Consider the following 24,162-nt stretch of genomic DNA (forward strand, 5'->3'; position numbering starts at 1 on the left):
ATGTGGATACCGCCTGCATAAGCGTGTGGATAAGTCCCGCTTACGCTTGTGGGACAGGACGTTGCCTTACGCTGATCGTCGCGTGACCAGAGCGCCGTAGGCAGCCCCGTGCGTGCTTCGGCGCACGACCGGGCGGACGCATGGGTTAACCTTGCGTCCGCCTGTCGATTCCTTCCCGCGATGTCCCAAGACCGCCGTCCCCTCGCCATCTTCCTGATGGGGCCCACCGCCTCGGGCAAGACCGCGCTCGCCTGTTCGTTGGCCGATCGGTTTCCGGTGAAACTGATCAGCGTCGATTCCGCGCTGGTCTATCGAGGATTGGACATCGGCTCGGCCAAACCCGATGCCGCCACGCTCGCGCGCTATCCGCACGAGCTGATCGACATCCGCGATCCGGCCCAGCCGTATTCGGCGGCCGAATTCGTGGAAGATGCCCGCGCAGCGATGGATCGCGTGGCGGAATCCGGCAAGGTGCCTTTGCTCGTGGGAGGCACCGGACTGTATTTCCGCGCCCTGCAGCGAGGCCTTTCCGAATTGCCCGAAGCCGATCCGGCCGTTCGCGAGCGCATCGGTGCCGAAGGCGCCCGGCTGGGCTGGGCCGCGCTACACGCGCGCATGGCCGCCGTCGATCCGGCGGCGGGGGAACGCATCCGGCCGGGCGACGCCCAGCGCATCCAGCGGGCGCTGGAGGTCTTCGAGCTCACCGGCAGGCCGATCAGCGAGCTTCAACGCCAGCCGCGACAGCCTTTTCCGTGGCGTGTGCTCAAACTGGCGCTGCTGCCGGACGACCGGAGCCGACTCCACGAACGCATCGCGCGACGTTTCGAACAGATGATCGCGGACGGGTTTCTCGACGAAGTGCGCGCCCTGCGTGCGCGAGGCGACCTGCACGCGGATCTTCCCGCCATCCGCGCGGTGGGCTACCGTCAGGCCTGGGAGTTCCTGGGAGGGCAGGGAGACGCCACGAACTTCCGCGACCGTGGTATCTATGCCACCCGGCAACTCGCCAAGCGCCAGATCACCTGGTTGCGCAGCGAGCTGGATGCGCGCATGTTCGATCCCGATCGGGGCGATCCGTTGCCGGAAGCGTCCATGGCACTGGAGCTGTTCCTCGGAATGCCGAAGACGTCACGTCAAAAGCTTCCAGGCGGCATTTAAATGCAGTTAAGATTCAAGACACTTGGGCCGGGGCGTCGCAAGGCGTTTTTTTACCCGGACCCGTACGATAGGCGTAGGGGAGAAGAAGAATGTCCAAAGGGCAATCGTTGCAGGATCCGTTTCTGAATGCGCTTCGTCGCGAGCGCGTGCCGGTCGCCATCTATCTGGTGAACGGCATCAAGCTGCAGGGCACGATCGAGTCGTTCGATCAGTTCGTGGTGCTTCTGCGCAACCAGGTCAGCCAGATGGTCTACAAGCACGCCATTTCCACGGTGGTGCCGAGCCGCAACGTGCGGGTGGGCGGCCATGAGAACCACGGGGAAGGCGGGGCGGGCGACGGCGAGGGTTGAGGGGCCCGCGGTCGGCACCCATATGAAAGGGCGGGTGCGCGTACCATGTACGCGCACCCTTCTCCATTTCCGAGGTCATCCCCCTAAGTGTTCGACAGGCAAAAGAAAGGCGACCGGGCCGTCCTGGTGTTGCCGCATTCACGCGGCGAGGGCGACGCGATTCGCCGTGGCGAGGAGTTCGCCGAGCTGGTGAGTTCGGCGGGCGCCGAGATTCTCGCGAGCATTCCCGCGCGCGTCGAAACCCCCAATCCCCGTTTCTACATCGGCAGCGGTAAGGCCGACGAGGTGGCCGAGGCCGTGCGCGCCCTCGAGGCCGACCTGGTCCTCGTCGACCACGAGCTCACCCCGGTGCAGGAACGAAACCTCGAGAAGCACCTGAAGACCCGCGTGGTCGACCGTGCCGGGCTCATCCTGGACATCTTCGCCCAGCGCGCCCGGTCGCACGAAGGCAAGCTCGAGGTCGAACTGGCCCAGTTGAAGCACGTGGCCACCCGCCTGGTTCGCGGCTGGACCCACCTGGACGCCCAGCGCGGCGGCGCCATCGGCAACCGCGGCCCTGGCGAGACCCAGCTGGAAACCGACCGCCGCCTGCTCGCCGAGCGGGTGAAGATGCTCACCAAACGCCTTGAAAAGGTTCAGGTCCAGCGCGACCAGCAGCGTCGTGCGCGACTGCGCAACACGGTGCCCCGCGTGGCACTCGTGGGCTACACCAACGCGGGCAAGTCCACGTTGTTCAACGCCCTGACCACGGGCGGCGTCTACGCCGCCGACCAGCTCTTCGCCACCCTCGATCCGACGGTGCGCAAGATCGACGGCCTGTCCTGCGGCCCCGCGGTGATCGCCGATACCGTCGGCTTCATACGCGAACTGCCGCACGACCTCGTCGCCGCCTTCCGCGCCACCCTGGCCGAGGCCCGCGATGCCGACCTGCTCATCCACGTGAGCGATGCCGTCGACGAGGAGCGGGAGCTGTTGCGCCGGGTGGTGAACGACGTGCTGGAGGAAATCGGCGCGGGTGACGTGCCGCAACTGTCGGTCATGAACAAGATCGACCTCGCCGACGACATCGAGCCGAGGGTGGACCGTGGCGACGACGGCAAGCCGACCCGGGTCTGGCTGTCGGCCCGTTCCGGCGCCGGCCTGGACGGCCTGCGCGAGGCCCTCGGCGAGTTGCTCGGCGGAGAGCGCATACGGGCCGGTATTGAGCTTCCTCTCACGGCCGGGCGACTGCATGCCCGCCTGAAGGCGGCGGGCGCGATCGCCGGCGAAGCCATCGACGAGCATGGCTGGCACCTCGACATCGATGCCCCGCGGTCCGTGCTGGCGCCGCTGCTGGGCGACGACGTGCATGCACGCCCTTTACGCGACCTGATCGAACCGCCCCAGGCCGAGTTCTGATCCCCACACCTGTCTGGTAGAATTTGCGGTGTTTGCGTGCCGATCCGGCGCGGCGCCGGGTCGACACACGCCCCGCCGTTCGCTGCCGCCGTGCCCGGTCCATCTCACGGCTTGCCAGCCGCCCACCCTCCGGTCCCCGAAGGAGACTGCCGCCCATGGCTTGGAACGAACCCGGTAACGGCCAGAAGGATCCCTGGAACCGCAACCGGCCAGGCGGGCGAAAGCCCGACCTCGACGGCGCGATCAAGAACCTCAAGGCCCGTTTCGGCCGCTTCGGCGCCGGCAGCGGCGGCATCCTGGCCATCGTGGGCGTGTTCGTCCTGGCCTGGCTGCTGGTCTCCAGCTATACGGTGATCGACGCCCGCCAGGTCGGCGTGGTACTCCGTTTCGGCCAGTTCTCGCGCATCCTGCCGCCGGGCTTCCACCTGAAGGCGCCCAGCCCGATCGAGTCGGTCACCAAGGTCGAGACCACCCAGGTCCGTTCCATTTCCGACAACGTCTCGATGCTCACCCGCGACGAGAACATCATCACCATCGACTTCAACGTGCAGTACCAGGTCTCCGACGCCCGGAAATTCCTGTACTCCAACGCCGACGTCGAGAACGGCACCATCCCCAACGCCGCCGAAGCCGCCGTGCGCTCGGTGGTGGGCGCCAACGCGATGGACAACATCCTCACCACGCCGGGCACCGATACGCCCGCGCCCGACCAGGCGCCGGTCGCCGGCGTGGCGACGCAGGCGAAGGAAACCCTCCAGCAGCAGACCCGCGACATTCTCCAGGCCACGCTCGACAAGTACGACGCGGGCGTCACCGTCACCGGCGTGAGCTTCCAGAACGTGGCTCCGCCCAAGGAAGTGAAGGACGCCTTCGACGACGTCAACGCGGCCCGCGAAGACAAGCAGAGCGAAGAGAACAAGGCCCGCGCCTACGAGAGCCAGGTGGTGCCGGTGGCCCGTGGCGAAGCCGCACGCATCGCCGCCGAGGCCGAGGCCGAGCGCGTCGAACGCATCGCGCGCGCCAATGGCGACGTCGAGCGCTTCAACCTGCTGCTGAAGGAATACCGCGCCGCTCCCGACGTCACCCGTCGCCGCCTGTGGCTCGAAACCGTGGAAGAAGTGATGGCCGGCAATCCGAAGATCATCGACGGCAGCGGCGGCAAGAACATCATCCAGTTGCCGGTGGAGGGCGGTCCCAACGCCACCGTGCGCAGCGTGCCCGGCGTGGGCACCGTCGTGCAGTCCGCCACCACCGAGCCGGCCACGCAGGGGAATGCCCAGTGAAGATCCTTTCCGGCCTCATCGTCGTCGCCGTGGTGCTGCTCGCCTTCAACAGCGCCTTCATGGTGAAGGAGGGCGAAAACGCGCTGCTCCTGCAGTTCGGCCGCATCGTGCGCGCCGACTATGCCCCTGGCCTGCACTTCAAGATTCCCGTGGTGCAGCAGGTGATGCGCTTCGACAACCGCATCCTCGGCCTCGACGCGCAGCCCGAGCGCTATTTCACGCTCGAGAAGAAAAGCGTCAACGTCGACTTCTACGTGAAGTGGCGCATCGCGGACAACGCCTCGTATTACCGCGCCACCTCTGGCGAACAGACCCAGGCCATCCAGCGCCTGACGCCCATCGTGAAAGATGCGCTGCGTTACGAGTTCAACGCCCGCCCGCTCGAAGACCTGATCGCCGGCGGCCGCAAGGACATCACCGAGCGCGTGCGCCAGCAGACCGATGCGGTGGCACGCAAGAACCTCGGCATCGCCGTGGTCGACGTGCGCATCAAGCGCATCGATCTCCCCGACGAAGTGAGCGGCTCGGTGTACAAGCGCATGCGCGCCGAGCGCCTGCAGCTGGCCAACGAACTGCGCTACACGGGTCAGGAGAGCGCCGAAACCATCCGTGCCGACGCCGACCGCCAGAAGATGGTGCTGCTGGCCGACGCCAATCGCGACGCCACCAAGGTCAAGGGCGACGGCGACGCACAGGCTGCCGCCATCTATGCGCAGGCGTACAGCCAGGATCCCGAATTCTTCGCCTTCTACCGGAGCCTCGCCGCGTACCGCAAAGCCTTCGCCGACGGCAAGGGCGTGCTCGTGCTGAAGCCCGATTCCGAATTCCTGCGCTACCTCAACGACGGCCCCGGCCGTTCGCGCTGAACCATCTCCACATCGTCAGAGAGAGCAACATCATCATGGGCAAGTCAGTAGTCATCCTCGGCGCGCAATGGGGCGACGAAGGCAAGGGCAAGATCGTCGATCTGCTCACCGAGCGGGTCGGCGCCGTCGCGCGCTTCCAGGGCGGCCACAACGCGGGCCATACGCTGGTGATCAAGGGCAAGAAGACCGTCCTGCACCTCATCCCCTCGGGCATCCTGCGCGACGACGCGCTCTGCCTGATCGGCAACGGCGTGGTGCTCTCGCCGGCCGCGCTGATGAGCGAGATCGCCGAGCTCGAAGCACAGAACGTCGACGTGCGCGCGCGGCTGAAGATCTCGCCGGCCACGCCGCTGATCATGCCGTACCACATCGCCGTCGATAAGGCGCGCGAAGTCGCCTCCGGCGCCAAGGCCATCGGCACCACCGGTCGCGGCATCGGCCCGGCCTATGAGGACAAGGTGGCCCGCCGTTCCATTCGCGTGGCTGACCTCATGTACCCCCACGAGCTGCCCGAGAAGGTGAAGGCCGCCGTCGACTATCACAACTTCGTGCTCACCGAGTGGCTCAAGGCCGAGCCGGTCGACTACCAGACCGTGCTCGACGAAGCGCTCACCTGGGGCGAATACCTGAAGCCCATGGTCGACGACGTCGCCACCATCCTGCACGACGTGCGCCGCGACGGCGGCAACATCCTGTTCGAAGGTGCTCAGGGCGCGTTGCTCGACATCGACCACGGCACCTATCCGTACGTCACCTCGTCCAACACCACGGTCGGTGGCGCGCTCGCCGGCACCGGCGTGGGTGCCCGCGACATCGACTACGTGCTGGGCATCTGCAAGGCCTACGCCACGCGCGTCGGCGGTGGCCCGTTCCCCACCGAGCTCAACGACGAGATGGGCGAACTGCTGCGCAAGAAGGGCAACGAGTTCGGCGCCAGCACGGGCCGTCCGCGCCGTTGCGGCTGGATCGACCTCGTGGCGCTCAAGCGCGCCGTGCAGATCAACGGCATCGACGGCCTGGCGATCACCAAGCTCGACGTGCTCGATGGCCTGGAAAGCATCAAGGTCTGCATCGCGTACGAATACCGCGGCAAGCGTCGCGAGCTGGCCCCGTTGGATGCCGACGGCTGGGCCGAGTGCAAGCCGGTGTACCTGGAATTCCCGGGCTGGGAAGAATCCACCGCGGGCATCCGCGACTGGAACAAGCTGCCGCCGGCCGCGCGTGCCTACCTGCGTGCCGTCGAGGAGCTGTCGGGCTGCAAGCTGGCGCTCGTCGCCACCGGTGCGGATCGCGAAGACACCATCGTGCTGGACGATCCGTTCGGGAACGACCACGGTTGCTAGGTTTTACTTGGAGGATATGACGCGCTTCGCGTCATATCCTCCGCAAAGGCGCCCCGCCCAGGACATAGCGTGATTGACGGACTAATGCCCATGAAATCAATACCGCGGCTCGAGTCGCTCGTTTTGTACAAGGTGGGCGTTTTTGATCACCTCAAGCTGAATTTCTGTCCAATAAGCTCTTCTGAGAAAGATAAAGATAAGGCGGAAATACACATACTTACGGGCCCCAATGGTTGTGGTAAGAGCACCGTGCTGTACGCCATCGCCGAATTCTTTGGGCCCCTAAACGCCGGTGTAATTTCTCCGGCTCAGGCGCGATTTCGTGACGTTAATTCGCGTCTGGAATTTTCCTTTTCAGGAAACACTTACTGCGAGCTTCCTTCAGAGAATGGTACTCCGGGCCTCATGGGGACTGGTGCACTGACGGTGCAGCAACTTACTTTCGATCTAGGCGAATACCGATTTTCCGGATATGCCCAGGCGGGTGCGGCGAGATGGGCGGAGGGCATGCACAACAACCCCGATATCAGTGCTTCCATCCACGCCTATAGAGCAGCAATCTCGAATGTCTCGTATGGGATTCACGCGTTCCAACCTGTTCCGTTTATTGCTGTTGCCTACGCGGGTCAGAGAAATACTGCTGACGGTTCGCTGGCTTCCATACAAGAGATACAGAATTCTCCTTTTGAGAATGCGCTCGGGTTTGATCAGGCCGTGCGCCCTCATCTGCTAATTCAATGGATCGCTAATAAGCGCACTAAAGCGGCGCTCGCAGCACAGGATAACGATTTTTCTGCTGCCGCTGACGAGAATCGGTCTGTTCAGCGGCTGGAGCGTTTTATAAAGGATATCTGTGATCTCGACGTCAGCTTTCAGCTCAAGCGCAACCCTTTGGCGGTTGCGACTTCGATAGATGGGAAACCAATCAAATTCAACCTTCTTCCTGATGGATTAAAGTCAATTATCAGTTGGGTCGCAGATCTTCTGATAAGGCTTGAGATGATGAAGTGGGATGGGGTTGGTGACGCTTTATCTCGGCCGGTAATTTTGCTATTGGACGAGATTGATATATATCTTCATCCTAAGTGGCAGCGCAGAATACTTCCCGCTTTGCAACTTTTGCTTCCGAACGCCCAGATTTTCGTGTCGACACATTCGCCTTTCGTAGTCGGATCGGTCGAGGATGCTTACGTTTATCAGTTGGAGCAAAGGCCTGTTTTGGCGCAATCGGCTGGCGCGGGAAAGAGCTATGAAGCGATACTTGAAGAAGTGTTTGATGTGGAAGAACGCTTTGATGTCGAAACTGAAAAGTTATTCGCGTCTTTTTATCAGGCGCGCGACAAGCTGTTGAGCGATAAGGTGCTGAACAATACTGGTGCGGAGCTTGCCTTGGTTGAGGCGGCTAAAATGCTGCTGCCTCGCGGTGAAGAGGTGTCGGCGATTGTTCGGCGCGAGATAAAGCAGGTTTCTAGAGTGCTCGGTAAGGAGATCGACCTTGTTTCCCTGCATTCGGATTGAGGGGCCTGAGTGCCTCGTGACTAGGGGTGAAGAATGGGGTAGGGAATGGGAGAGGGAGCTGACTACTCGTGGGGCAACTTTCCGGTGGCGTTCCGATTCTTGCTACCAAGCTGTTCGCGCGGCTTTGTTTATGATGACGGCGCATCATTGTGCTTTTTGCGATGTTGTTACCGGAGTGTCGAGTCGGGAAACTGTCGAGCACTTCAAACCGAAGCGTCGATTTCCGCGTGAGGCTTATTCGTGGGCAAACCTCTATCCTTGCTGTGACGTCTGCCAAGCGTCAAAGCGTGAAAATTATGACGAAATGCTCTTGGCCCCAGACATGGAAGCATTTCGTTTCGAAGATTATTTTGTTTTCAATTTTCTGACAGGCGAAATCGAGCCGTCGCCTGCTGCGAGTGAGTCTGAGCGTGCTCGAGCAGCGACGACAATTCGTCTCTACGCGTTAAATAGTGCTGCTCGGAATAAGGCTCGCCTTCAGGAGCTAAGGCAAATGGGACTTGACCGCGAATCTTTGATGGAGGACTGGAACTTTAGGTTCTTGTACCAGTCTTCTCGTATCGAGTAGAGGTGCCAGATGGCCTGAAGAACGCCGCCTGCATGGCTGCGTCTTCAGGCGTATGAATGCTTCATCAAATAGCGCCAGCGAGCTTCTCTGCGAGGCCAATATAGGTCGATGGCGTCAGCTCGGCCAACGCCTTCTTCGCATCGGCAGGCAGATCGAGGCCGTCGATGAAGGTCCGCATCGAATCCTTCGTGATGCCCTGGCCGCGCGTCAGCGCCTTCAACTGCTCGTAGGGCTCCGGCAGGCCGAAGCGGCGCATCACCGTCTGCACGGCCTCGGCCAGCACTTCCCAGCTGGCATCCAGATCGGCGGCGATGCGTTCGGCGTTGACGTTGAGCTTGCCCAGACCCTTCATCAGCGATTCGAACGCCACCAGCGAATGACCGAACGCGGTGCCCAGCGCGCGCAGCACGGTGGAATCGGTGAGGTCGCGCTGCCAGCGGCTGATCGGCAGCTTCTCGGCGAAGTGGCCCAGCAGGGCGTTGGCGAGGCCGAAATTGCCTTCGGCATTCTCGAAGTCGATCGGATTGACCTTGTGCGGCATGGTCGAGGAGCCGACTTCGCCCGCCTTCAGCGCCTGGCGGAAGTAGCCCAGCGAGATGTAGCCCCACACGTCGCGCGCGAGATCGATGAGGATGATGTTGATCCGGCGCAGCACGTCGGCGAATTCGGCGATGCCGTCGTGCGGTTCGATCTGCGTGGTATACGGGTTGAAGACCAGGCCGAGGCCGTCGACGAAACCCGAAGCCAGGGCGGGCCAGTCGACGTCGGGGTAGGAAATGACGTGCGCGTTGTAGTTGCCCACGGCGCCGTTGATCTTGCCCGGGATCTCGATGGCGACGAGCTGGCGGCGCTGGCGCTCCAGGCGGGCGACCACGTTCGCGATTTCCTTGCCCATCGTGCTGGGCGACGCCGTCTGGCCGTGGGTACGCGAGAGCAGCGACAGGCCGGCATGTTCGTGCGCGAGGGCGCGCAGCTTGCCGATGATCTGGTCGAGGGCGGGCAGCAGCACCGATTCGCGCGCGTCGCGCAGCATCAGCGAATAGGCGAGGTTGTTGATGTCTTCGCTGGTGCAGGCGAAGTGCACGAATTCCTTGGCCTGGGCGAGGGCGGGATCGTTGCCGATCTTTTCCTTGATGAAGTATTCCACCGCCTTCACGTCGTGGTTGGTGGTGGCTTCGATGGCCTTGATGCGTTCGCCGTCGTCTTCGGAGAAGTCGTTCGCGATGGCTTCCAGGCGGGCCACGGCGTCGGCCGGGAACGCCGGCAGTTCGACGATGCCCGGGTGCTTCGCCAGGGCGAGCAGCCAGTGGATCTCCACGTGCACGCGGCGATGCATGAGGCCGAACTCGCTGAAGATGGGGCGCAGCGAAGCCGCCTTGGCGGCGTAGCGGCCGTCCAGCGGCGAAAGGGCGGTCAGCGTGGCGTGGGACATGGGCGTTCCTGAAGGCGGATGGGGCAGCCGCGCATTATAAGTCATGGGGCCGTGGGGCGTTTTGTCTCGGGACGGCGAAAGCCGTCGTGTCCCGGCCCACCTGTAAAACGGCACACCCAGGCACTACCTTACGGACGTCCCCTCCCGGAGTTCCCCGCATGAGCAAGTTCCGAACCGAACGCGACAGCATGGGCGAGTTGCAGGTGCCCGCCAAAGCCCTCTACGGCGCGCAGACCCAACGGGCGGTGGACAACTTCCCGGTCTCGGGGCTCACCATGCCGCGCGAGTTCATCCGCGCGCTGGGCCTGGTCAAGCTGGCCGCCGCCGAGGCCAACGTCAAGCTCGGGCACCTGGACAAGGGCGCCGCCAAGGCGATCCGCGCGGCGGCCGAGAAGGTCATCGCGGGCGAGGTCGACGAGCATTTCCCCATCGACGTGTTCCAGACCGGTTCGGGTACCAGTTCCAACATGAACGCCAACGAGGTGATCGCCCACCTCGCCGCGGCGGCGGGCACCCAGGTTCACCCGAACGATCACGTCAACGCGGGGCAGAGTTCCAACGACGTGATTCCCACCGCGATCCTGGTCAGCGCCTCGCTGGCCACGGGCGAGAAACTCCTGCCCGCGCTGAAGCATCTGCGAAAGACCATCGACGTTCGCGCGAAAGAACTGAAAAAGGTCGTCAAGACCGGGCGCACCCATCTGATGGACGCCATGCCGATCACCTTCGGCCAGGAACTCTCGGGCTGGTCGGCGCAGATCCGCGATGCCGAGGAACGCCTCGGCGACACGCTCAAGCGCACCCGCCGCCTGCCGCAGGGCGGCAGCGCCGTGGGTACGGGCATCAACGCCGATCCGAAGTTCGGGCCGGCCGTGGCCGTCGAGCTGGGCAAGCTCACGGGCGTGAAGTTCGAGTCCTCCGACAATTACTTCTCCGGCATGGCCGCGCAGGACGCGCCCGTGGAACTGTCCGGCCAGTTGCGTACGCTGGCGGTGGCGGTCATGAAGATCGCCAACGACCTGCGCTGGATGAACTCCGGTCCGTTGGCGGGCCTGGGCGAGATCGAACTGCCGGCCTTGCAGCCGGGCTCGTCGATCATGCCGGGCAAGGTGAACCCGGTGATCCCTGAGGCCGCCGCGATGGTGGCCGCGCAGGTCATCGGCAACGACGCGACCATCGCGGTGGCCGGCCAGTCGGGCAATTTCCAGCTCAACGTCATGCTGCCGGTGATCGCCTACAACCTGCTGCAGTCCATCGAGATCCTCGCCAACGTGACGGTGCTGCTGGCCGACAAGGCCATCGCGGGCTTCAAGGTGAACGAAGAACGCGTGCGCGAGGCGCTCGACAAGAATCCCATCCTGGTCACGGCGCTCAACCCGGTCATCGGCTACGAGAAGGGCGCGGCGACGGCCAAGCAGGCCTACAAGGAAAAGCGTCCCATCCTGGACGTGGCGCTGGAGACCACCGGGCTGTCCAAGGCCGAACTGGCGAAGCTGCTGGATCCCGCCGCGTTGACCAAGGGAGGTATCCATGGCGGCGGCGGCGGTGGCGGCTGAGCCAAGCCGACCTACCGAAGGGGTGGGAGCGGACCCTGTCCGCGAACCCTCGGAATAGCGACGGCGAATGAGGCTTCGCGGTGAGCGGGCGAGCGGTAAAAGCCGGCCCCATCACCGCAAAGCCTCATTCGCTCCAGGCGAAGCCGAGGGTTCGCGGACAGGGTCCGCTCCCACCCCTTCGGTCGGTGCACAGTGGTACCCTTGGCCGTTTCCCGACCCGCTGAAACCCCATGCGCATCGCCCTAGGCGTCGAATACGACGGCACCGACTTCCTCGGCTGGCAACGGCTCAGCCACGGAAAGACGGTGCAGGGCGCGCTCGAGGATGCCCTGGCCGTCGTTGCCGACGAGCCCATCGAGGTGACCGCGGCCGGCCGTACCGATGCCGGCGTGCATGGCCGTTGCCAGGTGGTGCATTTCGATACCGACGTGGTGCGCGACATGCGCGGCTGGGTGCTCGGCGCCTGCTCCAACCTGCCGCGCAGCATGGCCGTCACCTGGGCGCAGCCGGTGGCCGACGATTTCCACGCGCGCTTCTCGGCACGCGCGCGTCGCTATCGCTACCGCTTGCTGCCGCGCTACGTGCGACCCGCGCTCGACGCGCGTTTCGTCGCCTGGGAACGCAAGCCGCTGGACGCCGCGCGCATGCACGAGGCCGCCCAGGCGCTGATCGGAGAGAACGACTTCTCCGCCTTCCGCGCCGTGTCGTGCCAGGCCGCGCACGCGCGGCGCAACGTGCGCGCCATCCGTGTTTTCCGTGACGACATCCACGTCGTGGTCGAGATCGAGGCCAATGCGTTCCTGCACCACATGGTGCGCAATATCGTCGGTTCGCTCATTCCCATCGGCCGCGGCGAACAGCCCATCGAATGGATGGCCGAACTGCTCGCCGGCCGCGACCGCGACGTGGCCGGCGCCACCGCGCCGGCGGAAGGCCTGACCTTCCTCGGCCCTCTCTACGAAGCCCATTGGGGCCTGCCACAGGAAGTGACGCTATGACCCGGATCAAATGCTGCGGACTCACCCGCATCGACGACGTGCAGCTCGCCGCGCGCCTCGGCGCCGATGCCGTCGGCTTCGTGATGACCCACCGGAGCAAGCGTTTCGTCGACCCCGTCGCCGCGGCCGCGCTGCGCGACGCCGTGCCGCCCTTCGTCACCACCGTGGCGTTGGTGATGGACGATACGCCCGAGTATGTCGCCGAGGTCGTTCGCGTGCTGCGTCCGGACATGCTCCAGTTCCACGGCGCGGAGACCGACGAGGCCTGCGCCGCGTTCGGCGTGCGCTATCTCAAGGCCATCGCGATGGGCGAGGGCGAGGCGGCGCTGACGCGCCTGCGAGCCTATCCCCGCGCCGCCGGCCTCCTGCTCGACGGCCATGGCCTGGGTGAACTGGGCGGTAGCGGCAAGCGATTCGACTGGTCGACGATGCCCCGGGATATCGCGCAACCCCTCGTCCTCGCCGGTGGACTCACCGCCGACAACGTCGGCGAGGCCATCCGCGTCGCCCGTCCCTGGGGCGTAGACGTCTCCAGCGGCATCGAATCGTCGCCGGGCATCAAGGATGGGGATAAGATGGAGCGCTTCATATCCGCCGTGCGCGCCGTCCCCAGCGCCTGACACGGCCATCGAGAAGGTAGACCAAGGCAATGACCGAGATCGCGGACTTTCACGCCTATCCCGACGCCCACGGGCGCTTCGGCGACTTCGGCGGCATCTACGTGGCCGAGACGCTCATGGAGCCGCTCGCCGAACTCACCGCCGCCTACGAGAAGCTGCGCGTCGATCCGGCCTTCATCGCCGAACTGGACCGCGACCTCAAGCATTACGTGGGCCGCCCCAGCCCGATCTACCACGCCGAGCGTCTGTCGAAGCACGTGGGCGGAGCGCGCATCGTGCTCAAGCGCGAAGACCTCAACCACACCGGCGCGCACAAGATCAACAACACCGTGGGCCAGGCGCTGGTCGCCCGGCACATGGGCAAGACACGCATCATCGCCGAGACCGGCGCGGGCCAGCATGGCGTGGCCAGCGCCACCGTCGCCGCGCGGCTGGGCCTGAAGTGCGTGGTCTACATGGGCGCCGTCGACATCGAGCGGCAGAAGATCAACGTCTACCGCATGCGCATGCTCGGCGCCGAGGTGGTGCCGGTCACTTCGGGTTCGAAGACGCTGAAGGATGCGCTCAACGAAGCGATGCGCGACTGGGTCACCAACGTCGCCGACACCTTCTACATCATCGGCACCGTGGCCGGTCCGCACCCGTACCCGCAGATGGTACGCGACTTCAACGCCATCGCCGGCCGCGAGGCCCGTGCGCAGATGCTCGAGGAGTACGGACGCCTTCCCGACGTCATCACGGCTTGCGTCGGCGGCGGTTCAAACGCCATCGGCCTGTTCCACGCCTTCCTCAACGATCGCGACGTGCGCATCGTGGGTGCCGAAGCCGCCGGCGACGGCATCGACACCGGCCGGCACGCCGCCTCGCTCGCCGCGGGCAAGCCGGGCGTGCTGCACGGCAACCGCACGTACGTGCTGTCCGACGCCAATGGCCAGATCATGGAAACCCATTCGGTATCGGCCGGGCTGGATTACCCGGGCGTCGGTCCCGAGCATGCCTTCCTGAAGGATGCCGGTCGCGCCGAATACGTCGGCGTCACCGACGACGAGGCCCTGGAGGCGTTCCATCTCCTGGCCCGTACCGAGGGCATTCTCCCCGCGCTCGAATCCAGCCACGCGATCGCCCAGGCGATCAAGCTGGCGCGCGAACTGCCCCAGGACGGCATCGTCCTCGCCAACCTTTCCGGGCGTGGCGACAAGGACGTGCACACCATTGCCGCGCGCGAAGGAATCGAACTCTGATGAGCCGCATCGACCGCCGCTTCGCGGCGCTGAAGTCCGCCGGCCGCACCGGCCTCATTCCCTTCGTGACCGCGGGCGATCCCTCGCCCGACCACGTGGTGCCCCTCATGCACGCGCTGGTCGCCGCCGGCGCCGACGTCATCGAACTGGGCGTGCCGTTCTCCGACCCGATGGCCGACGGCCCGGTGATCCAGCGTTCCTCCGAACGCGCCATCGAGAAGGGCGTGAGCCTGACCAACGTGCTCGCCTGGGTCGCGGCCTTCCGTGAGACCGATGCCGACACGCCGATCGTGCTGATGGGTTACCTCAACCCCATCGAGATGCATGGTTACGCGGAGTTCGCCGAAGAAGCCGTCGAAGCCGGCATCGACGGCATCCTCGTGGTCGATTGCCCGCTGGAGGAGTCCCACGTGCTGGCACCGCTGCGGGAGGCCGGTCTCCACCAGATCCTGCTGGCCTCGCCGACCACCGCCGAGCGCCGACTGGGCGCGCTTTGCGAGGCCGCTTCCGGCTTCCTGTACTATGTGTCGTTCAACGGCATCACCGGTGCCGCCCAGCTCAGCACCGGCGACATCGCCGAGCGCGTGGCCGGCATCCGGGCTCGCTCGAAGGCGCCGGTCGCCGTCGGTTTCGGCGTACGCGACGCGGCGTCGGCCAAGGCCATCGGCGAGTTCGCCGATGCCGTGGTCATCGGCAGCGCCCTGGTCCAGCGCCTTGAAGGTGCGACCTCGGCCGACGATGCCGCCGGCCGGGCGCGGGATTTCCTCGCGCCCATCCGCGCCGCGCTCGACGAGCGCTGAGCGGTCGAAACGATACTCGGAGAGACACGATGAACTGGCTGCAAAAGATCATGACGCCGAAGACCCGTGCGCCCAGCGCGGCCGGCGGCAAGGGCAAGGTGCCCGAGGGCGTCTGGGAGAAGTGCGCCGGCTGCGGCACGGTTCTCTACAAGCCGGAGCTAGAGAAGTCGCTGATGGTCTGCCCCAAGTGCGGTCATCATCATGCGATCAGTGCGCGCCTGCGCCTGGCGGCGTTCTTCGACGAGGGCAGCACGACCGAGCTGTGGCCGAAGATGGAAGCCGTCGACGCGCTCAAGTTCAAGGACCAGAAGAAATACAAAGACCGCGTCGCCGCCGCGCAGAAGTCCACCGGCGAGAAAGATGCCCTGATCGCCATGTCTGGCACGCTGCTCGGGCGACCGCTCGTGTCGGTGGCCTTCGAGTTCGCTTTCATGGGTGGTTCGATGGGCTCGGTGGTGGGCGAGAAGTTCACGCGCGCCGCGGAGAAGGCCCTGGCCGAGAAGAGCGCGCTGGTCTGCTTCGCCGCCACCGGCGGTGCGCGCATGCAGGAAGGCCTGTTCTCGCTCATGCAGATGGCGAAGACGTCCGCCGCCCTCGCGCGCATGCGGGATGCCGGCGTGCCGTACATCTCGGTGCTCACGCATCCCACCACCGGCGGCGTCTCCGCCAGCCTCGGCATGCTGGGCGACATCAACGTGGCCGAGCCGAAGGCGTTGATCGGCTTCGCCGGCCCGCGCGTCATCGAGCAGACCGTGCGCGAGACGCTGCCGGAGGGTTTCCAGCGGCCGGAGTTCCTCGTCGACCACGGCGCGGTCGACGTCATCGTCGACCGTCGCGAGATGCGCGACAAGCTGGGGGCGATGCTGGGCATCATGCAGAAGGCGCCGCGCGCGGCGGCTTGATGCGAAAGAAAACCCGGCGAAAGCCGGGTTTTCTTTTAGGCCGATCGCGGTTTCGCGCCTCGCGTCCGAGCGATAGCTTCACCGACGTGCAACGCCGGGACATCCCTCAACCCTGCCGAATGCGCTCAACCCCACCTCCCCGCATGGCGAAGAATCGCCCGGCCGGCATGCCGCCGGTCAACCGCGCAAGGAGAGTGACACGATGAACATCGAAACGATCCAGGCATCGAACCCGGCGAGCCGTGCCGCCCTGTGGCGCAGCCAAGCCGGCAACGGCAATCCGGCGGGCGAGCTATTCGCGGCGGACTTCGCCGAAGCCGACATCGTCGGGGGCACCGACATCATCGTGACCAACTGCGTGCTTTGCACCGGCTCGGTTGATGCGAACACCCGTCACGTGCAGTGCGGTGCCTGATCCTTCCGGCGGCGCAGGGAGGCGCTGCCGAATCGGCGCACAACTTTTTCCGCGCCTCCTCAGGGGAGGTAACCGACGGGCCATACAGGAAAAGTTTCCGGTGCAAGCATCGGGTCGCTCGCGCGCGGCTCTTGTGAACGTCGTGTCCGCGTGGAAAGAATCGCGCGGGGCCGGCAGGAAGGTGGCTTGGTTCATCGCATGCGTCGCCATTCGCTCTGTCAGCACCACCGACGAAGTCCAGTTTTTCCCAACCGAAACTGTGCAAAAGGAGTGTCACGATGAGCAACGAAATGATCCATGCCGCCAAATCCGTCAGCCGCGCCACCCAGTGGCGTCACCAGGCCGGTTCCGACAATCCGGCCGGCGAACTGTTCGCGAACGGCTTCGCCGAGGCCGACATCGTCGGTGGTACGGAAATGCTGGTAACCGGTTGCGCGATGTGTACGGGCTCGATCGAGCACACCATCCGCATCGCCTGCGCCTGATCGTCTCGCCATGACGTCGAGCAGGGAAGCTGACTTCAGCGAATCGCTGGGTTGCCTCGTCGCCGATGCGTCGGCTCGCCTGGCAACCCAGCTCCAGCGCATCGGTGGGCTCGCGCAAGGCGAGCGCCAAGTGATCCATGACAGCGTGCGCGGCGCCGCGATCGCCACCTTGCACGGACGCACCTGCCGCCTCCTGCTGCTGGAACTCCACGCCGCCGTCGACGACGGCAGGCTATCGGCCGCCGACGGCGCGGGACGCTGGAACGAATTCGTCGCGCTCGCGTCGAAGCGGTCGTTCTGGACCGGTCTCGACGAACACTATCCGGGGCTATGGGAACGCGTGCAGGCACTCGTCGAAGGACGCTTCCATGCGGGCTACGAACTGGCGCGTCGCCTGGCGCGCGACAGGAGCGCGCTCGCCGAACTGTGCGGCATGCCGACGATCGGTGAACTGACCGGACTGGACGTCGGTGCGGGCGACAGCCACCAGGGCGGAAAGACGGTGATGCTCATGCGCTTCGCGCAAGGCCGCGTGGTGTATAAGCCCAGGCCCGTCGGCATCGATGTGGAACTGCGCCGGTTCATCGACGGCCTGGGCATCGATACGTCGATGCGCGTGCCGCGCGCGATCGAGCGCGAGGGGTATGGCTGGACGGAATTCATCGAGCATCGGCACGCCGACGATGCCGACGCCTTGCGTACCTTCTACCGCGGCATCGGCGAATGGCTGGCCACGATGCGCCTGCTCGGCGGCACGGACCTGCACGCGGAAAACCTGATCGCCCAGGGGGCGCATCCGGTGGTGATCGACTGCGAAACGCTATTCACGCCCCGCGTCGATGCGCCCCCGTCGGGCCTGGGCGAAGCCTACGATCGCGCGTCGGCGATGGTCGACGGCAGCGTATTGAACATGGGGCTGCTGCCGGGCCGTGGTGGTGCGCTGGCCTTGCGCGGCGTCGACCTGTCAGGCATCGGCGCGCTGCCCGGCGAGCAGCCGAAGGTGGCGGTGCCCGCGATCGTCGACGCGGGTACCGACAAGGCGCGCCTGGGCACGAAGTGGATCGACATCGTGCCGGGTCGCAACCATCCCAGCGGACGCCCCGAACTGGCGACCTACTGGCCCGACGTGCTCGGTGGATTCGAAGCGCTCACCGCGCACCTGCGTGCGCTCGACGCGGGCGGCGAACTGGCCGCGCGGATGCGGCCTTTCGCCCGCTGCGAGGTGCGCGTGGTGGTTCGCGCGACGGAAACCTATGCGGAACTCGCGCGCATGCTCTGGCACCCGGTATCGCTGCACGATCCGAGAAAAGCCTGGGCGCAGGCGGCGGAACTGCTGCTCAAGGCGGGCAGGGCACGTGCCCTGTCGCCGGACGACGAAGACGTGATCGCCGCCGAGATCGCCGAACTGGTGGATGGCGACATTCCCTACTTTTCCACTCGCGCATCGGAAGGACGCCTGGCGGGTCCACGCGGAACGCATTGGCTGGCGCCCGGCCATCGGGTCGAGGCCGCTCTTGCGAGCTGGCGGTCCGCCGACTTCGCCCTCGAGCGACTGGTGATCCATGGCGCGCTGGCCAGCGCCTACGCCAGCGAAGGCCCGGGCACGGCCGAAACGCTGCGCGTCGCCGTACCGAGGGTGAAGGATATCCATGCCCGTCGTCGCGCCCAGGCCGCCGCGATCATGCGCTCGTTGATGTCACGCGCGATCCGTGGCGCCGACGGCAGCGTGTCCTGGATCGCCTCGGTACTCGGTCCGATGGGCCGTAGCGTGCAGCCGTTGGCGCAGGACATGTACGGTGGCATGGCGGGCCTCGCCCTGCTGGTATCGGGCTACGTCAACGAACAGCGCGACGGCCGTGCCGACGCCGTGGAAGGCGTGACGTCGCTGCGCGACGCCGTGGTCGACTCGATGCGCATGGCCGACGACGAAACCTACGTCCGTCGCGCGCGGGTCGCCCGTCCGCGTCCGGCGCCTCCGGGCGGTTACATCGGCCTCGGTTCGCAGATAGGCACATGGCTTTCGCTGGAAGAAGCCGGCGCGGCGTCGGGCGAGGGCGTGGAACGTGCGCGGCGGCTGTCGGCGCTGATGGAAGAAAGCATGGAGGCCGACGACATCGACGACGTGTTGACCGGGTCGGCGGGCGGCATCGTTCCCCTGATACGCCTGCATGGAGCCACCGCGGACATCGTTCACCTCGACCGGGCCCGTGCCATCGGCGACCGCTTGTGCGAACGCGCGCGCCTCGTCGACGGCAAGGCCTGCTGGGTCGGCGAGCGCTGGCCCGACGGGCTCGGCGGCTTCGGGCATGGTGCGACGGGCATCGGCTGGGCCTTGTCGAAGCTTGCCCTCGCCACGGGAGAATCGCGTTATGCGTCGATGGCCGAAGCCGCGATGGCGTTCGAAGACGCTTTGTTCGACGCGGACGCCGGGCACTGGCGCGACCTGCGCAGCCTGCAGGGCGGTGAGGTGTCGGCGGCCGCCTGGTGTCATGGCTCCGTGGGTATCGGCCTGGCCGGGTTCGATCTCGGTTGGGCGCGTCATGCGCGGCGCGACCGGCTGCGCGCGGCCGTCGCGGACGCCTGGCGCCGGGGCCTGGGTGTCAACCACGGCATCTGCCACGGCGATACCGGCGCATGGGAGTTGCTCGACCGCGCCGTGACCGAAGGCTTCGCGCCCGACGGACTGACCCGCGAATCCCTGGCCGCCGCCATCGTCGGCAGCCTGGAAATGCATGGCCCACGGTGTGGGGCGATCGGCGAGGTATTGTCGCCCGGCCTGATGACCGGCCTGGCCGGCGTGGCCTATCAATTGCTGCGCATGGACCCGCGCTGCCCGCTACCCTCGGTGATGCTGCCCACCGTCGCCTGGAAGGGTCAGAGCAGCACGCGCTCCGCCCACAGCGACAGCGTACCCAGCCCGCCGCCGATGGCGGTGGCGGCGAGCACGTCGCTCGGGTAGTGCAGGCCGAGGATCACGCGCGAGGCGCCGATGAGCGCGGCGAAACCGACGAGGAACGGAGCCAGCACCGGATAGTGCGCCACCGCCACCACGGTGAACGCGACGGCCTGCAGCGTATGGCCCGACGGGAAGCTGAACTCGTCCAGCGGCGGCACGTGTGCGATCACGCCCGGGCAGGTGCGGAACGGGCGCGGCCGACGGGTCCAGCGCTTGAGCACGCGGTAGAGCATCAGCGCGGTGAGCCCGGTGATCGCCATCTGCACCGCCACGGCCACGCCGTGCCAGCCGCCGACCACGGCGATCACGGTCATCAGCGAGTACCAGAACACGCCGTCGCCGAGGCGGCTGACGGCACCGAAGAAGAGACCGATGGCACGCCGCGTGCCCCAGCGGTTGGCGGCCACGCACATGCGGGAATCGAGGTTATGCCGCGACGGCGGTCGTGCGCTCATGGACGTTGTCCTCGGCCAGGGATTGCATGATGGATTCGAATTCGGTGACGACGGAATCGGGCGAGAGCCCCTCGACCGAGGCGCGCGCGGCCAGCCCCAGGGCACGGCGCGCGACGAGGTCGGCGCCCAGCGTCGCGGCGCGCTCCACCAGGCCGCCCTCGTTGCCGGGAGCGATGCGGATGCCGTTCTGCCCGTTGCGGATGAATTCCCGCGCGGCGGCTTCGGCATAGGCCACCACCGGCACACCGGACGCCATGGCCTCGAGCACCACGTTGCCGAAGGTTTCGGTGAGACTGGGAAAGACGAAGAGATCCGCGCTGGCGTAGAACGCGGCCAGTTCGTCGCCCCGTCGCGTGCCGGCGAAGATCACGTCCGGATGCGCGGCTTCCAGCGCGGCCCGGCCCGGGCCGTCGCCGACGATGACGCAGCGCGCCCTCGGCACGCGGCGGGCCAGGGCACGGTAGGCGTCGATCACCACGTGCAGGTTCTTTTCCGGCGCGACGCGGCCCACGCTCAGTACCACCGGCGTGTCGGCATCGGCGCCCCAGGCGCGACGCAGGTCGTCGTCGCGGCGTTCCGGGTGGAAGCGCCGCGTGTCCACCGCGCGGCGCAGTACGCGCACGTCGTGCACGCCCAGGTCGTTGAGCTCGCCGGCGAGCTGGCCGGTCGGCACCAGCGTGACGTGCGCGCGGCGATGGAAACGGGCGAGGTAGCGGCGCACCAACGGGGTGAGCGCGCCGAAGCCGTAGTGGCCGACGTAGAAGTCGAAGCGGGTATGGAATCCGGTCGCGACGGGGATGCCGAGGCGGCGCGCGGCGCTCACCGCGCTCCAGCCCAGGGGGCCTTCCGTGGCCACGTAGATCGCGTCCGGGCGTTCGGCGCGCCAGCGGCGCTCGATGCGGAAGCGGGAAGGCAGGCCGAAGCGGAGGCTCGCGTAGCGCGGCACCGCGGCGCCTTCGACCGCGAGGACGTCCATGCCGGCATCCGCCAGGGGCGGGCTGTCGGGATGGATCGGCCGGATGAGGTCGATGCCGTGACCCTTGCGGACGAGTCCGCGGGCCAATGCCTGGACGGTGAGGGACACCCCGTTGACGTCCGGAGCGTAGGTCTCGGTGACGATGCCGATTCGCATGGCGGTGCCCCTCGTGGCCTGGCTTGACGCATGCTCGCGTGCGGGCGTGTCGGGGCGGTTATCGGGGCATGACCGGGATGTGACAGCGATGCTCGTTTTTGCTCGCCAGGAGCCGATGCATCGGCGGTCGTGCCTTGCCAGGTCACCGCTTCGTCGGCCTTTCGCCGATGCATCGGTTCCTACCGAACCTGCTTCGTAGGCTAAAATCCATCTCTTGCCCGAGATCGATGACCTTCCGATGACCGTCCGCACCCGTTTCGCCCCCAGTCCCACCGGCTACCTCCATATCGGCGGCGCCCGCACCGCGCTCTATTGCTGGCTGGAAGCGCGCCGCCGTGGCGGCGAATTCGTGTTGCGCATCGAGGACACCGACCGCGAACGCTCCACCCAGGAAGCCGTGCAGGCCATCCTCGACGGCATGTCGTGGCTGGGTCTCACCGCCGACGAGGGCCCGTACTACCAGACCCTGCGCATGGACCGCTATCGCGAGGTGGCCGATCAGCTCCTGCGCGAGGGCAAGGCCTACTACGCCTACGAGAGCAAGGAAGAGATCGAGGCCATGCGCAACGCGGCGATGGCCGCCGGCACCAAGCCGCGCTACAACGGGTACTACCGCGATCGCAATGAGCCGTATCGCGACGACCCCCATCGCGTGATCCGCTTCAAGAATCCCACCGCGGGCTCGGTGGTGTTCGACGACAAGGTGAAGGGTCGCGTCGAGTGGTCCAACGACGAGCTCGACGACCTGGTGATCTTCCGTTCCGACGGTTTTCCCACCTACAACTTCGCCGTGGTGGTCGACGACATCGACATGGGCATCACCGAGGTGATCCGTGGCGACGACCACGTGAACAACACGCCGCGCCAGATCAACATCTACAAGGCCCTGGGCGCGCCCGTGCCGGAATTCGCGCACCTGCCGATGATCCTCGGTCCCGACGGCCAGAAGCTTTCCAAGCGCCACGGCGCGGTGAGCGTCATGCAATACCGCGACGACGGCTTCCTGCCGCATGCGTTGCTCAACTACCTCGTGCGCCTGGGTTGGTCGCATGGCGACCAGGAAATCTTCTCCGAGAAGGAGATGATCGACCTCTTCGACATCGCCGACGTCAACAAGGCGGCCTCGCGCTTCGACCTGACCAAGCTGTCGTGGCTCAACCAGCATTACCTCAAGACCGACGATCCGGCGTCGCTCGGGCCCGAACTGGCCTGGCATCTCGGGAAGATCGGCATCGACGCGACGCAGGGCCCGAATCCCGCCGACGTGGTGGTGGCTTTGCGCGACCGCGTGCAGAATTTCAAGGACATGGCCGAGCGCGCCAGGATCTGGTACGGACCGATCGTCGAATGGGACGACAAGGCCGTCGAGAAGCACCTTCGTACCGACAGCGCCCCGGCCGCGCTGGGGAAGGCGAAGGCCGAACTGGCCGCATTGCCCGAATGGACGCCCGAGGCGGTGCATGGCGCCGTGGAACGCGTCGCCGCCGCGTTGGAACTGGGCATGGGCAAGGTCGCCGCGCCGCTGCGCGTGGCGATGACCGGCACGCAGGTGTCGCCGTCGATCGAGCACACGATCTACCTGTGCGGCCGCGAAGGTGCGCTGGCGCGCATCGACGACGCGCTCGCTCGCGCCGCGACGTGATCGCCAGCCCGGTCCGCCGATACGATCGGCTCCCACCCCTTCGGTAGCTACCTTCCTACCGAAGGGATGGGAGCCGATCGTATCGGCGAACATGCTCGCGGCCAGCATCCAAGGGAGTAAGCGTGGACGACCTTCTCGCCAAAGCCATGCAAGGCGTCGATCCCGCCGATCCCGGGGCGTTCTTCGTCATCTTCACGAACCTGATGCGGCTGGTTCCCTGGGGGCAGCTCATCCTCTGGCAGGTGGTGTTCATCGTGGTGGGCGCGGTGCTCGGAGGGTGGCGTGGCCGCTTGGGCGCCACGCTCGTCGCGACCCTGATTTTCGGGCCGTTCGGCTGGATCGTTCCCTTCCTGCCGCGCCGACCCGCGGGGCCGCCGCCCTTGCCGGGCTCGAAAAAACGCTGATGCGTCCTCATGTTAGGATGCATTACATGAGGATCTCGCCGTGACCACCGCCGCCCACCGCCATCATCACCACGACACGCCGGGCGATTTCGTCGCCGCGGTGGAGCATGCGTCGAACGAGCGCGGCCTGCGCCTCACGCCGCTGCGCCGCGAGGTGCTCGAACTGGTGGCGAGCGCGGGCAAGCCGGTGAAGGCCTACGACTTGCTCGACCGCCTGCGCGAGAAGCACGGCAACGCCGCGCCGCCCACGGTGTATCGCGCGCTCGATTTCCTCCTCGAGAACGGCTTCATCCACAAGCTGGAATCGATCAACGCTTTCGTCTCTTGCCATCATCCGGCCGAGTCGCACCAGGTGCCGTTCCTCATCTGCGACAAATGCCAGAGCGCGCAGGAAGTCTGCGACGAGCGCGTGGCGGAATTGATCGAGCTGCAGGCCAAGGCCCTCGGTTTTCGTCCGCAGGCGCAGACGCTCGAAGTGCACGGCATCTGCAAGAACTGCCGCTAGCCATCCTACGAAGACGGCTTGGTAGGAGCCGATTCATCGTCGAAAAGCCAACGAAGCGGTGACGCCATGGCGCTGATCGCCGATGAATCGGCTCCTGCGAGCAAGAAAAAACGGGGCGTCGCGGTGATGCGACGC

General features: G+C 66.1%; 23 protein-coding genes. 20 read left to right on the plus strand and 3 right to left on the minus strand.

Annotated elements, in window-relative coordinates:
• The first annotated feature begins 180 nt into the window (after positions 1-180).
• The 8 genes from miaA to L2Y94_RS21410 all read left to right on the plus strand — a co-directional run bounded on the left by miaA (position 181) and on the right by L2Y94_RS21410 (position 8,484).
• Complete coding sequence (gene miaA / locus L2Y94_RS08110; RefSeq protein WP_247374226.1) at positions 181-1,158, plus strand: tRNA (adenosine(37)-N6)-dimethylallyltransferase MiaA; 978 nt, start codon at positions 181-183, stop codon at positions 1,156-1,158.
• An 89-nt stretch (positions 1,159-1,247) separates the two neighbouring features.
• Positions 1,248-1,508, plus strand: coding sequence for an RNA chaperone Hfq (gene hfq / locus L2Y94_RS08115; protein WP_247374228.1), 261 nt, complete (start codon positions 1,248-1,250; stop codon positions 1,506-1,508).
• An 87-nt stretch (positions 1,509-1,595) separates the two neighbouring features.
• Positions 1,596-2,906 carry a ribosome rescue GTPase HflX gene (hflX, locus tag L2Y94_RS08120; RefSeq protein WP_247374230.1) on the plus strand — a complete coding sequence of 437 codons (1,311 nt, stop codon included), beginning with the start codon at positions 1,596-1,598 and terminating at the stop codon, positions 2,904-2,906.
• A gap of 155 nt (positions 2,907-3,061) precedes the next feature.
• A complete protein-coding gene (hflK, locus tag L2Y94_RS08125) occupies positions 3,062-4,189 on the plus strand; it encodes an FtsH protease activity modulator HflK (protein ID WP_247374232.1) in 1,128 nt (375 codons plus the stop codon).
• Complete coding sequence (hflC, locus tag L2Y94_RS08130; RefSeq protein WP_247374233.1) at positions 4,186-5,055, plus strand: protease modulator HflC; 870 nt, start codon at positions 4,186-4,188, stop codon at positions 5,053-5,055. The genes hflK and hflC overlap by 4 nt, the downstream gene beginning before the upstream one ends.
• Positions 5,056-5,090: 35 nt before the next feature.
• The gene (locus tag L2Y94_RS08135; RefSeq protein WP_247374235.1) at positions 5,091-6,398 is read left to right on the plus strand and encodes an adenylosuccinate synthase; all 1,308 of its coding nucleotides are present in this window, start codon (positions 5,091-5,093) and stop codon (positions 6,396-6,398) included.
• 90 nt (positions 6,399-6,488) lie between these two features.
• The gene (locus L2Y94_RS08140; protein ID WP_247374236.1) at positions 6,489-7,916 is read left to right on the plus strand and encodes an AAA family ATPase; all 1,428 of its coding nucleotides are present in this window, start codon (positions 6,489-6,491) and stop codon (positions 7,914-7,916) included.
• Between the two features lie 133 nt (positions 7,917-8,049).
• On the plus strand, positions 8,050-8,484 hold the full coding sequence (locus tag L2Y94_RS21410; protein WP_425602460.1) for a retron system putative HNH endonuclease: 435 nt from the start codon (positions 8,050-8,052) through the stop codon (positions 8,482-8,484).
• Between the two features lie 64 nt (positions 8,485-8,548).
• Here L2Y94_RS21410 and purB read toward each other — a convergent pair whose 3' ends face one another.
• Positions 8,549-9,916 carry an adenylosuccinate lyase gene (gene purB, locus L2Y94_RS08145; RefSeq protein WP_247374237.1) on the minus strand — a complete coding sequence of 456 codons (1,368 nt, stop codon included), beginning with the start codon at positions 9,914-9,916 and terminating at the stop codon, positions 8,549-8,551.
• Between the two features lie 158 nt (positions 9,917-10,074).
• Here purB and L2Y94_RS08150 point away from each other — a divergent pair, with 158 nt between their 5' ends.
• From L2Y94_RS08150 to L2Y94_RS08190, 9 genes are all read left to right on the plus strand, one after another.
• Complete coding sequence (locus L2Y94_RS08150) at positions 10,075-11,472, plus strand: class II fumarate hydratase (RefSeq protein WP_247374238.1); 1,398 nt, start codon at positions 10,075-10,077, stop codon at positions 11,470-11,472.
• A gap of 230 nt (positions 11,473-11,702) precedes the next feature.
• Positions 11,703-12,470: a tRNA pseudouridine(38-40) synthase TruA gene (gene truA / locus L2Y94_RS08155; RefSeq protein ID WP_247374239.1), complete on the plus strand. Its 768-nt coding sequence runs from the start codon at positions 11,703-11,705 to the stop codon at positions 12,468-12,470.
• Complete coding sequence (locus tag L2Y94_RS08160; RefSeq protein ID WP_247374240.1) at positions 12,467-13,090, plus strand: phosphoribosylanthranilate isomerase; 624 nt, start codon at positions 12,467-12,469, stop codon at positions 13,088-13,090. The genes truA and L2Y94_RS08160 overlap by 4 nt, the downstream gene beginning before the upstream one ends.
• A 29-nt stretch (positions 13,091-13,119) precedes the next feature.
• Complete coding sequence (gene trpB, locus L2Y94_RS08165) at positions 13,120-14,331, plus strand: tryptophan synthase subunit beta (RefSeq protein WP_144910754.1); 1,212 nt, start codon at positions 13,120-13,122, stop codon at positions 14,329-14,331.
• Entirely contained in the window at positions 14,331-15,131 is an 801-nt protein-coding gene (trpA, locus tag L2Y94_RS08170; RefSeq protein ID WP_144910751.1) for a tryptophan synthase subunit alpha, read from the plus strand. The genes trpB and trpA overlap by 1 nt, the downstream gene beginning before the upstream one ends.
• Positions 15,132-15,160: 29 nt before the next feature.
• Positions 15,161-16,033 carry an acetyl-CoA carboxylase, carboxyltransferase subunit beta gene (gene accD / locus L2Y94_RS08175; protein ID WP_247374241.1) on the plus strand — a complete coding sequence of 291 codons (873 nt, stop codon included), beginning with the start codon at positions 15,161-15,163 and terminating at the stop codon, positions 16,031-16,033.
• A 202-nt stretch (positions 16,034-16,235) separates the two neighbouring features.
• The gene (locus L2Y94_RS08180; protein WP_247374242.1) at positions 16,236-16,448 is read left to right on the plus strand and encodes a DUF6229 family protein; all 213 of its coding nucleotides are present in this window, start codon (positions 16,236-16,238) and stop codon (positions 16,446-16,448) included.
• Positions 16,449-16,726: 278 nt separating this feature from the next.
• Positions 16,727-16,933: a DUF6229 family protein gene (locus tag L2Y94_RS08185; protein WP_247374243.1), complete on the plus strand. Its 207-nt coding sequence runs from the start codon at positions 16,727-16,729 to the stop codon at positions 16,931-16,933.
• Between the two features lie 10 nt (positions 16,934-16,943).
• A complete protein-coding gene (locus L2Y94_RS08190) occupies positions 16,944-19,892 on the plus strand; it encodes a type 2 lanthipeptide synthetase LanM family protein (protein WP_247374244.1) in 2,949 nt (982 codons plus the stop codon).
• Here L2Y94_RS08190 and L2Y94_RS08195 read toward each other — a convergent pair.
• Both L2Y94_RS08195 and L2Y94_RS08200 read right to left on the minus strand, forming a co-directional pair.
• Entirely contained in the window at positions 19,808-20,344 is a 537-nt protein-coding gene (locus L2Y94_RS08195) for a phosphatase PAP2 family protein (protein ID WP_247374246.1), read from the minus strand. The genes L2Y94_RS08190 and L2Y94_RS08195 overlap by 85 nt on opposite strands.
• The gene (locus L2Y94_RS08200; protein ID WP_247374247.1) at positions 20,316-21,476 is read right to left on the minus strand and encodes a glycosyltransferase family 4 protein; all 1,161 of its coding nucleotides are present in this window, start codon (positions 21,474-21,476) and stop codon (positions 20,316-20,318) included. The genes L2Y94_RS08195 and L2Y94_RS08200 overlap by 29 nt, the downstream gene beginning before the upstream one ends.
• 238 nt (positions 21,477-21,714) lie before the next feature.
• Between L2Y94_RS08200 and gltX the strand changes: the two genes are divergently transcribed.
• The 3 genes from gltX to L2Y94_RS08215 all read left to right on the plus strand — a co-directional run bounded on the left by gltX (position 21,715) and on the right by L2Y94_RS08215 (position 24,027).
• Complete coding sequence (gene gltX / locus L2Y94_RS08205; RefSeq protein WP_247374249.1) at positions 21,715-23,118, plus strand: glutamate--tRNA ligase; 1,404 nt, start codon at positions 21,715-21,717, stop codon at positions 23,116-23,118.
• Positions 23,119-23,240: 122 nt separating this feature from the next.
• Entirely contained in the window at positions 23,241-23,522 is a 282-nt protein-coding gene (locus L2Y94_RS08210; RefSeq protein ID WP_247374251.1) for a hypothetical protein, read from the plus strand.
• Positions 23,523-23,562: 40 nt separating this feature from the next.
• Positions 23,563-24,027, plus strand: a complete 465-nt coding sequence (locus L2Y94_RS08215; RefSeq protein WP_247374253.1) for a transcriptional repressor — start codon at positions 23,563-23,565, stop codon at positions 24,025-24,027.
• Positions 24,028-24,162 lie beyond the last annotated feature (135 nt).

Origin of the sequence: Luteibacter aegosomatis (assembly GCF_023078455.1) — a bacterium.
Classification (GTDB): Bacteria; Pseudomonadota; Gammaproteobacteria; order Xanthomonadales; family Rhodanobacteraceae; genus Luteibacter; species Luteibacter aegosomatis.

Bases quoted from the DNA above. Each gene is read 5' to 3' on its own strand.
- miaA (WP_247374226.1), top strand. From the start codon at position 181: ATGTCCCAAGACCGCCGTCCCCTCGCCATCTTCCTGATGGGGCCCACC.
- hfq (WP_247374228.1), top strand. From the start codon at position 1,248: ATGTCCAAAGGGCAATCGTTGCAGGATCCGTTTCTGAATGCGCTTCGT.
- hflK (WP_247374232.1), top strand. From the start codon at position 3,062: ATGGCTTGGAACGAACCCGGTAACGGCCAGAAGGATCCCTGGAACCGC.
- L2Y94_RS08135 (WP_247374235.1), top strand. From the start codon at position 5,091: ATGGGCAAGTCAGTAGTCATCCTCGGCGCGCAATGGGGCGACGAAGGC.
- L2Y94_RS08140 (WP_247374236.1), top strand. From the start codon at position 6,489: ATGAAATCAATACCGCGGCTCGAGTCGCTCGTTTTGTACAAGGTGGGC.
- L2Y94_RS21410 (WP_425602460.1), top strand. From the start codon at position 8,050: ATGACGGCGCATCATTGTGCTTTTTGCGATGTTGTTACCGGAGTGTCG.
- purB (WP_247374237.1), bottom strand. From the start codon at position 9,916: ATGTCCCACGCCACGCTGACCGCCCTTTCGCCGCTGGACGGCCGCTAC.
- L2Y94_RS08150 (WP_247374238.1), top strand. From the start codon at position 10,075: ATGAGCAAGTTCCGAACCGAACGCGACAGCATGGGCGAGTTGCAGGTG.
- truA (WP_247374239.1), top strand. From the start codon at position 11,703: ATGCGCATCGCCCTAGGCGTCGAATACGACGGCACCGACTTCCTCGGC.
- L2Y94_RS08160 (WP_247374240.1), top strand. From the start codon at position 12,467: ATGACCCGGATCAAATGCTGCGGACTCACCCGCATCGACGACGTGCAG.
- trpB (WP_144910754.1), top strand. From the start codon at position 13,120: ATGACCGAGATCGCGGACTTTCACGCCTATCCCGACGCCCACGGGCGC.
- trpA (WP_144910751.1), top strand. From the start codon at position 14,331: ATGAGCCGCATCGACCGCCGCTTCGCGGCGCTGAAGTCCGCCGGCCGC.
- accD (WP_247374241.1), top strand. From the start codon at position 15,161: ATGAACTGGCTGCAAAAGATCATGACGCCGAAGACCCGTGCGCCCAGC.
- L2Y94_RS08180 (WP_247374242.1), top strand. From the start codon at position 16,236: ATGAACATCGAAACGATCCAGGCATCGAACCCGGCGAGCCGTGCCGCC.
- L2Y94_RS08185 (WP_247374243.1), top strand. From the start codon at position 16,727: ATGAGCAACGAAATGATCCATGCCGCCAAATCCGTCAGCCGCGCCACC.
- L2Y94_RS08190 (WP_247374244.1), top strand. From the start codon at position 16,944: ATGACGTCGAGCAGGGAAGCTGACTTCAGCGAATCGCTGGGTTGCCTC.
- L2Y94_RS08195 (WP_247374246.1), bottom strand. From the start codon at position 20,344: ATGAGCGCACGACCGCCGTCGCGGCATAACCTCGATTCCCGCATGTGC.
- L2Y94_RS08200 (WP_247374247.1), bottom strand. From the start codon at position 21,476: ATGCGAATCGGCATCGTCACCGAGACCTACGCTCCGGACGTCAACGGG.
- gltX (WP_247374249.1), top strand. From the start codon at position 21,715: ATGACCGTCCGCACCCGTTTCGCCCCCAGTCCCACCGGCTACCTCCAT.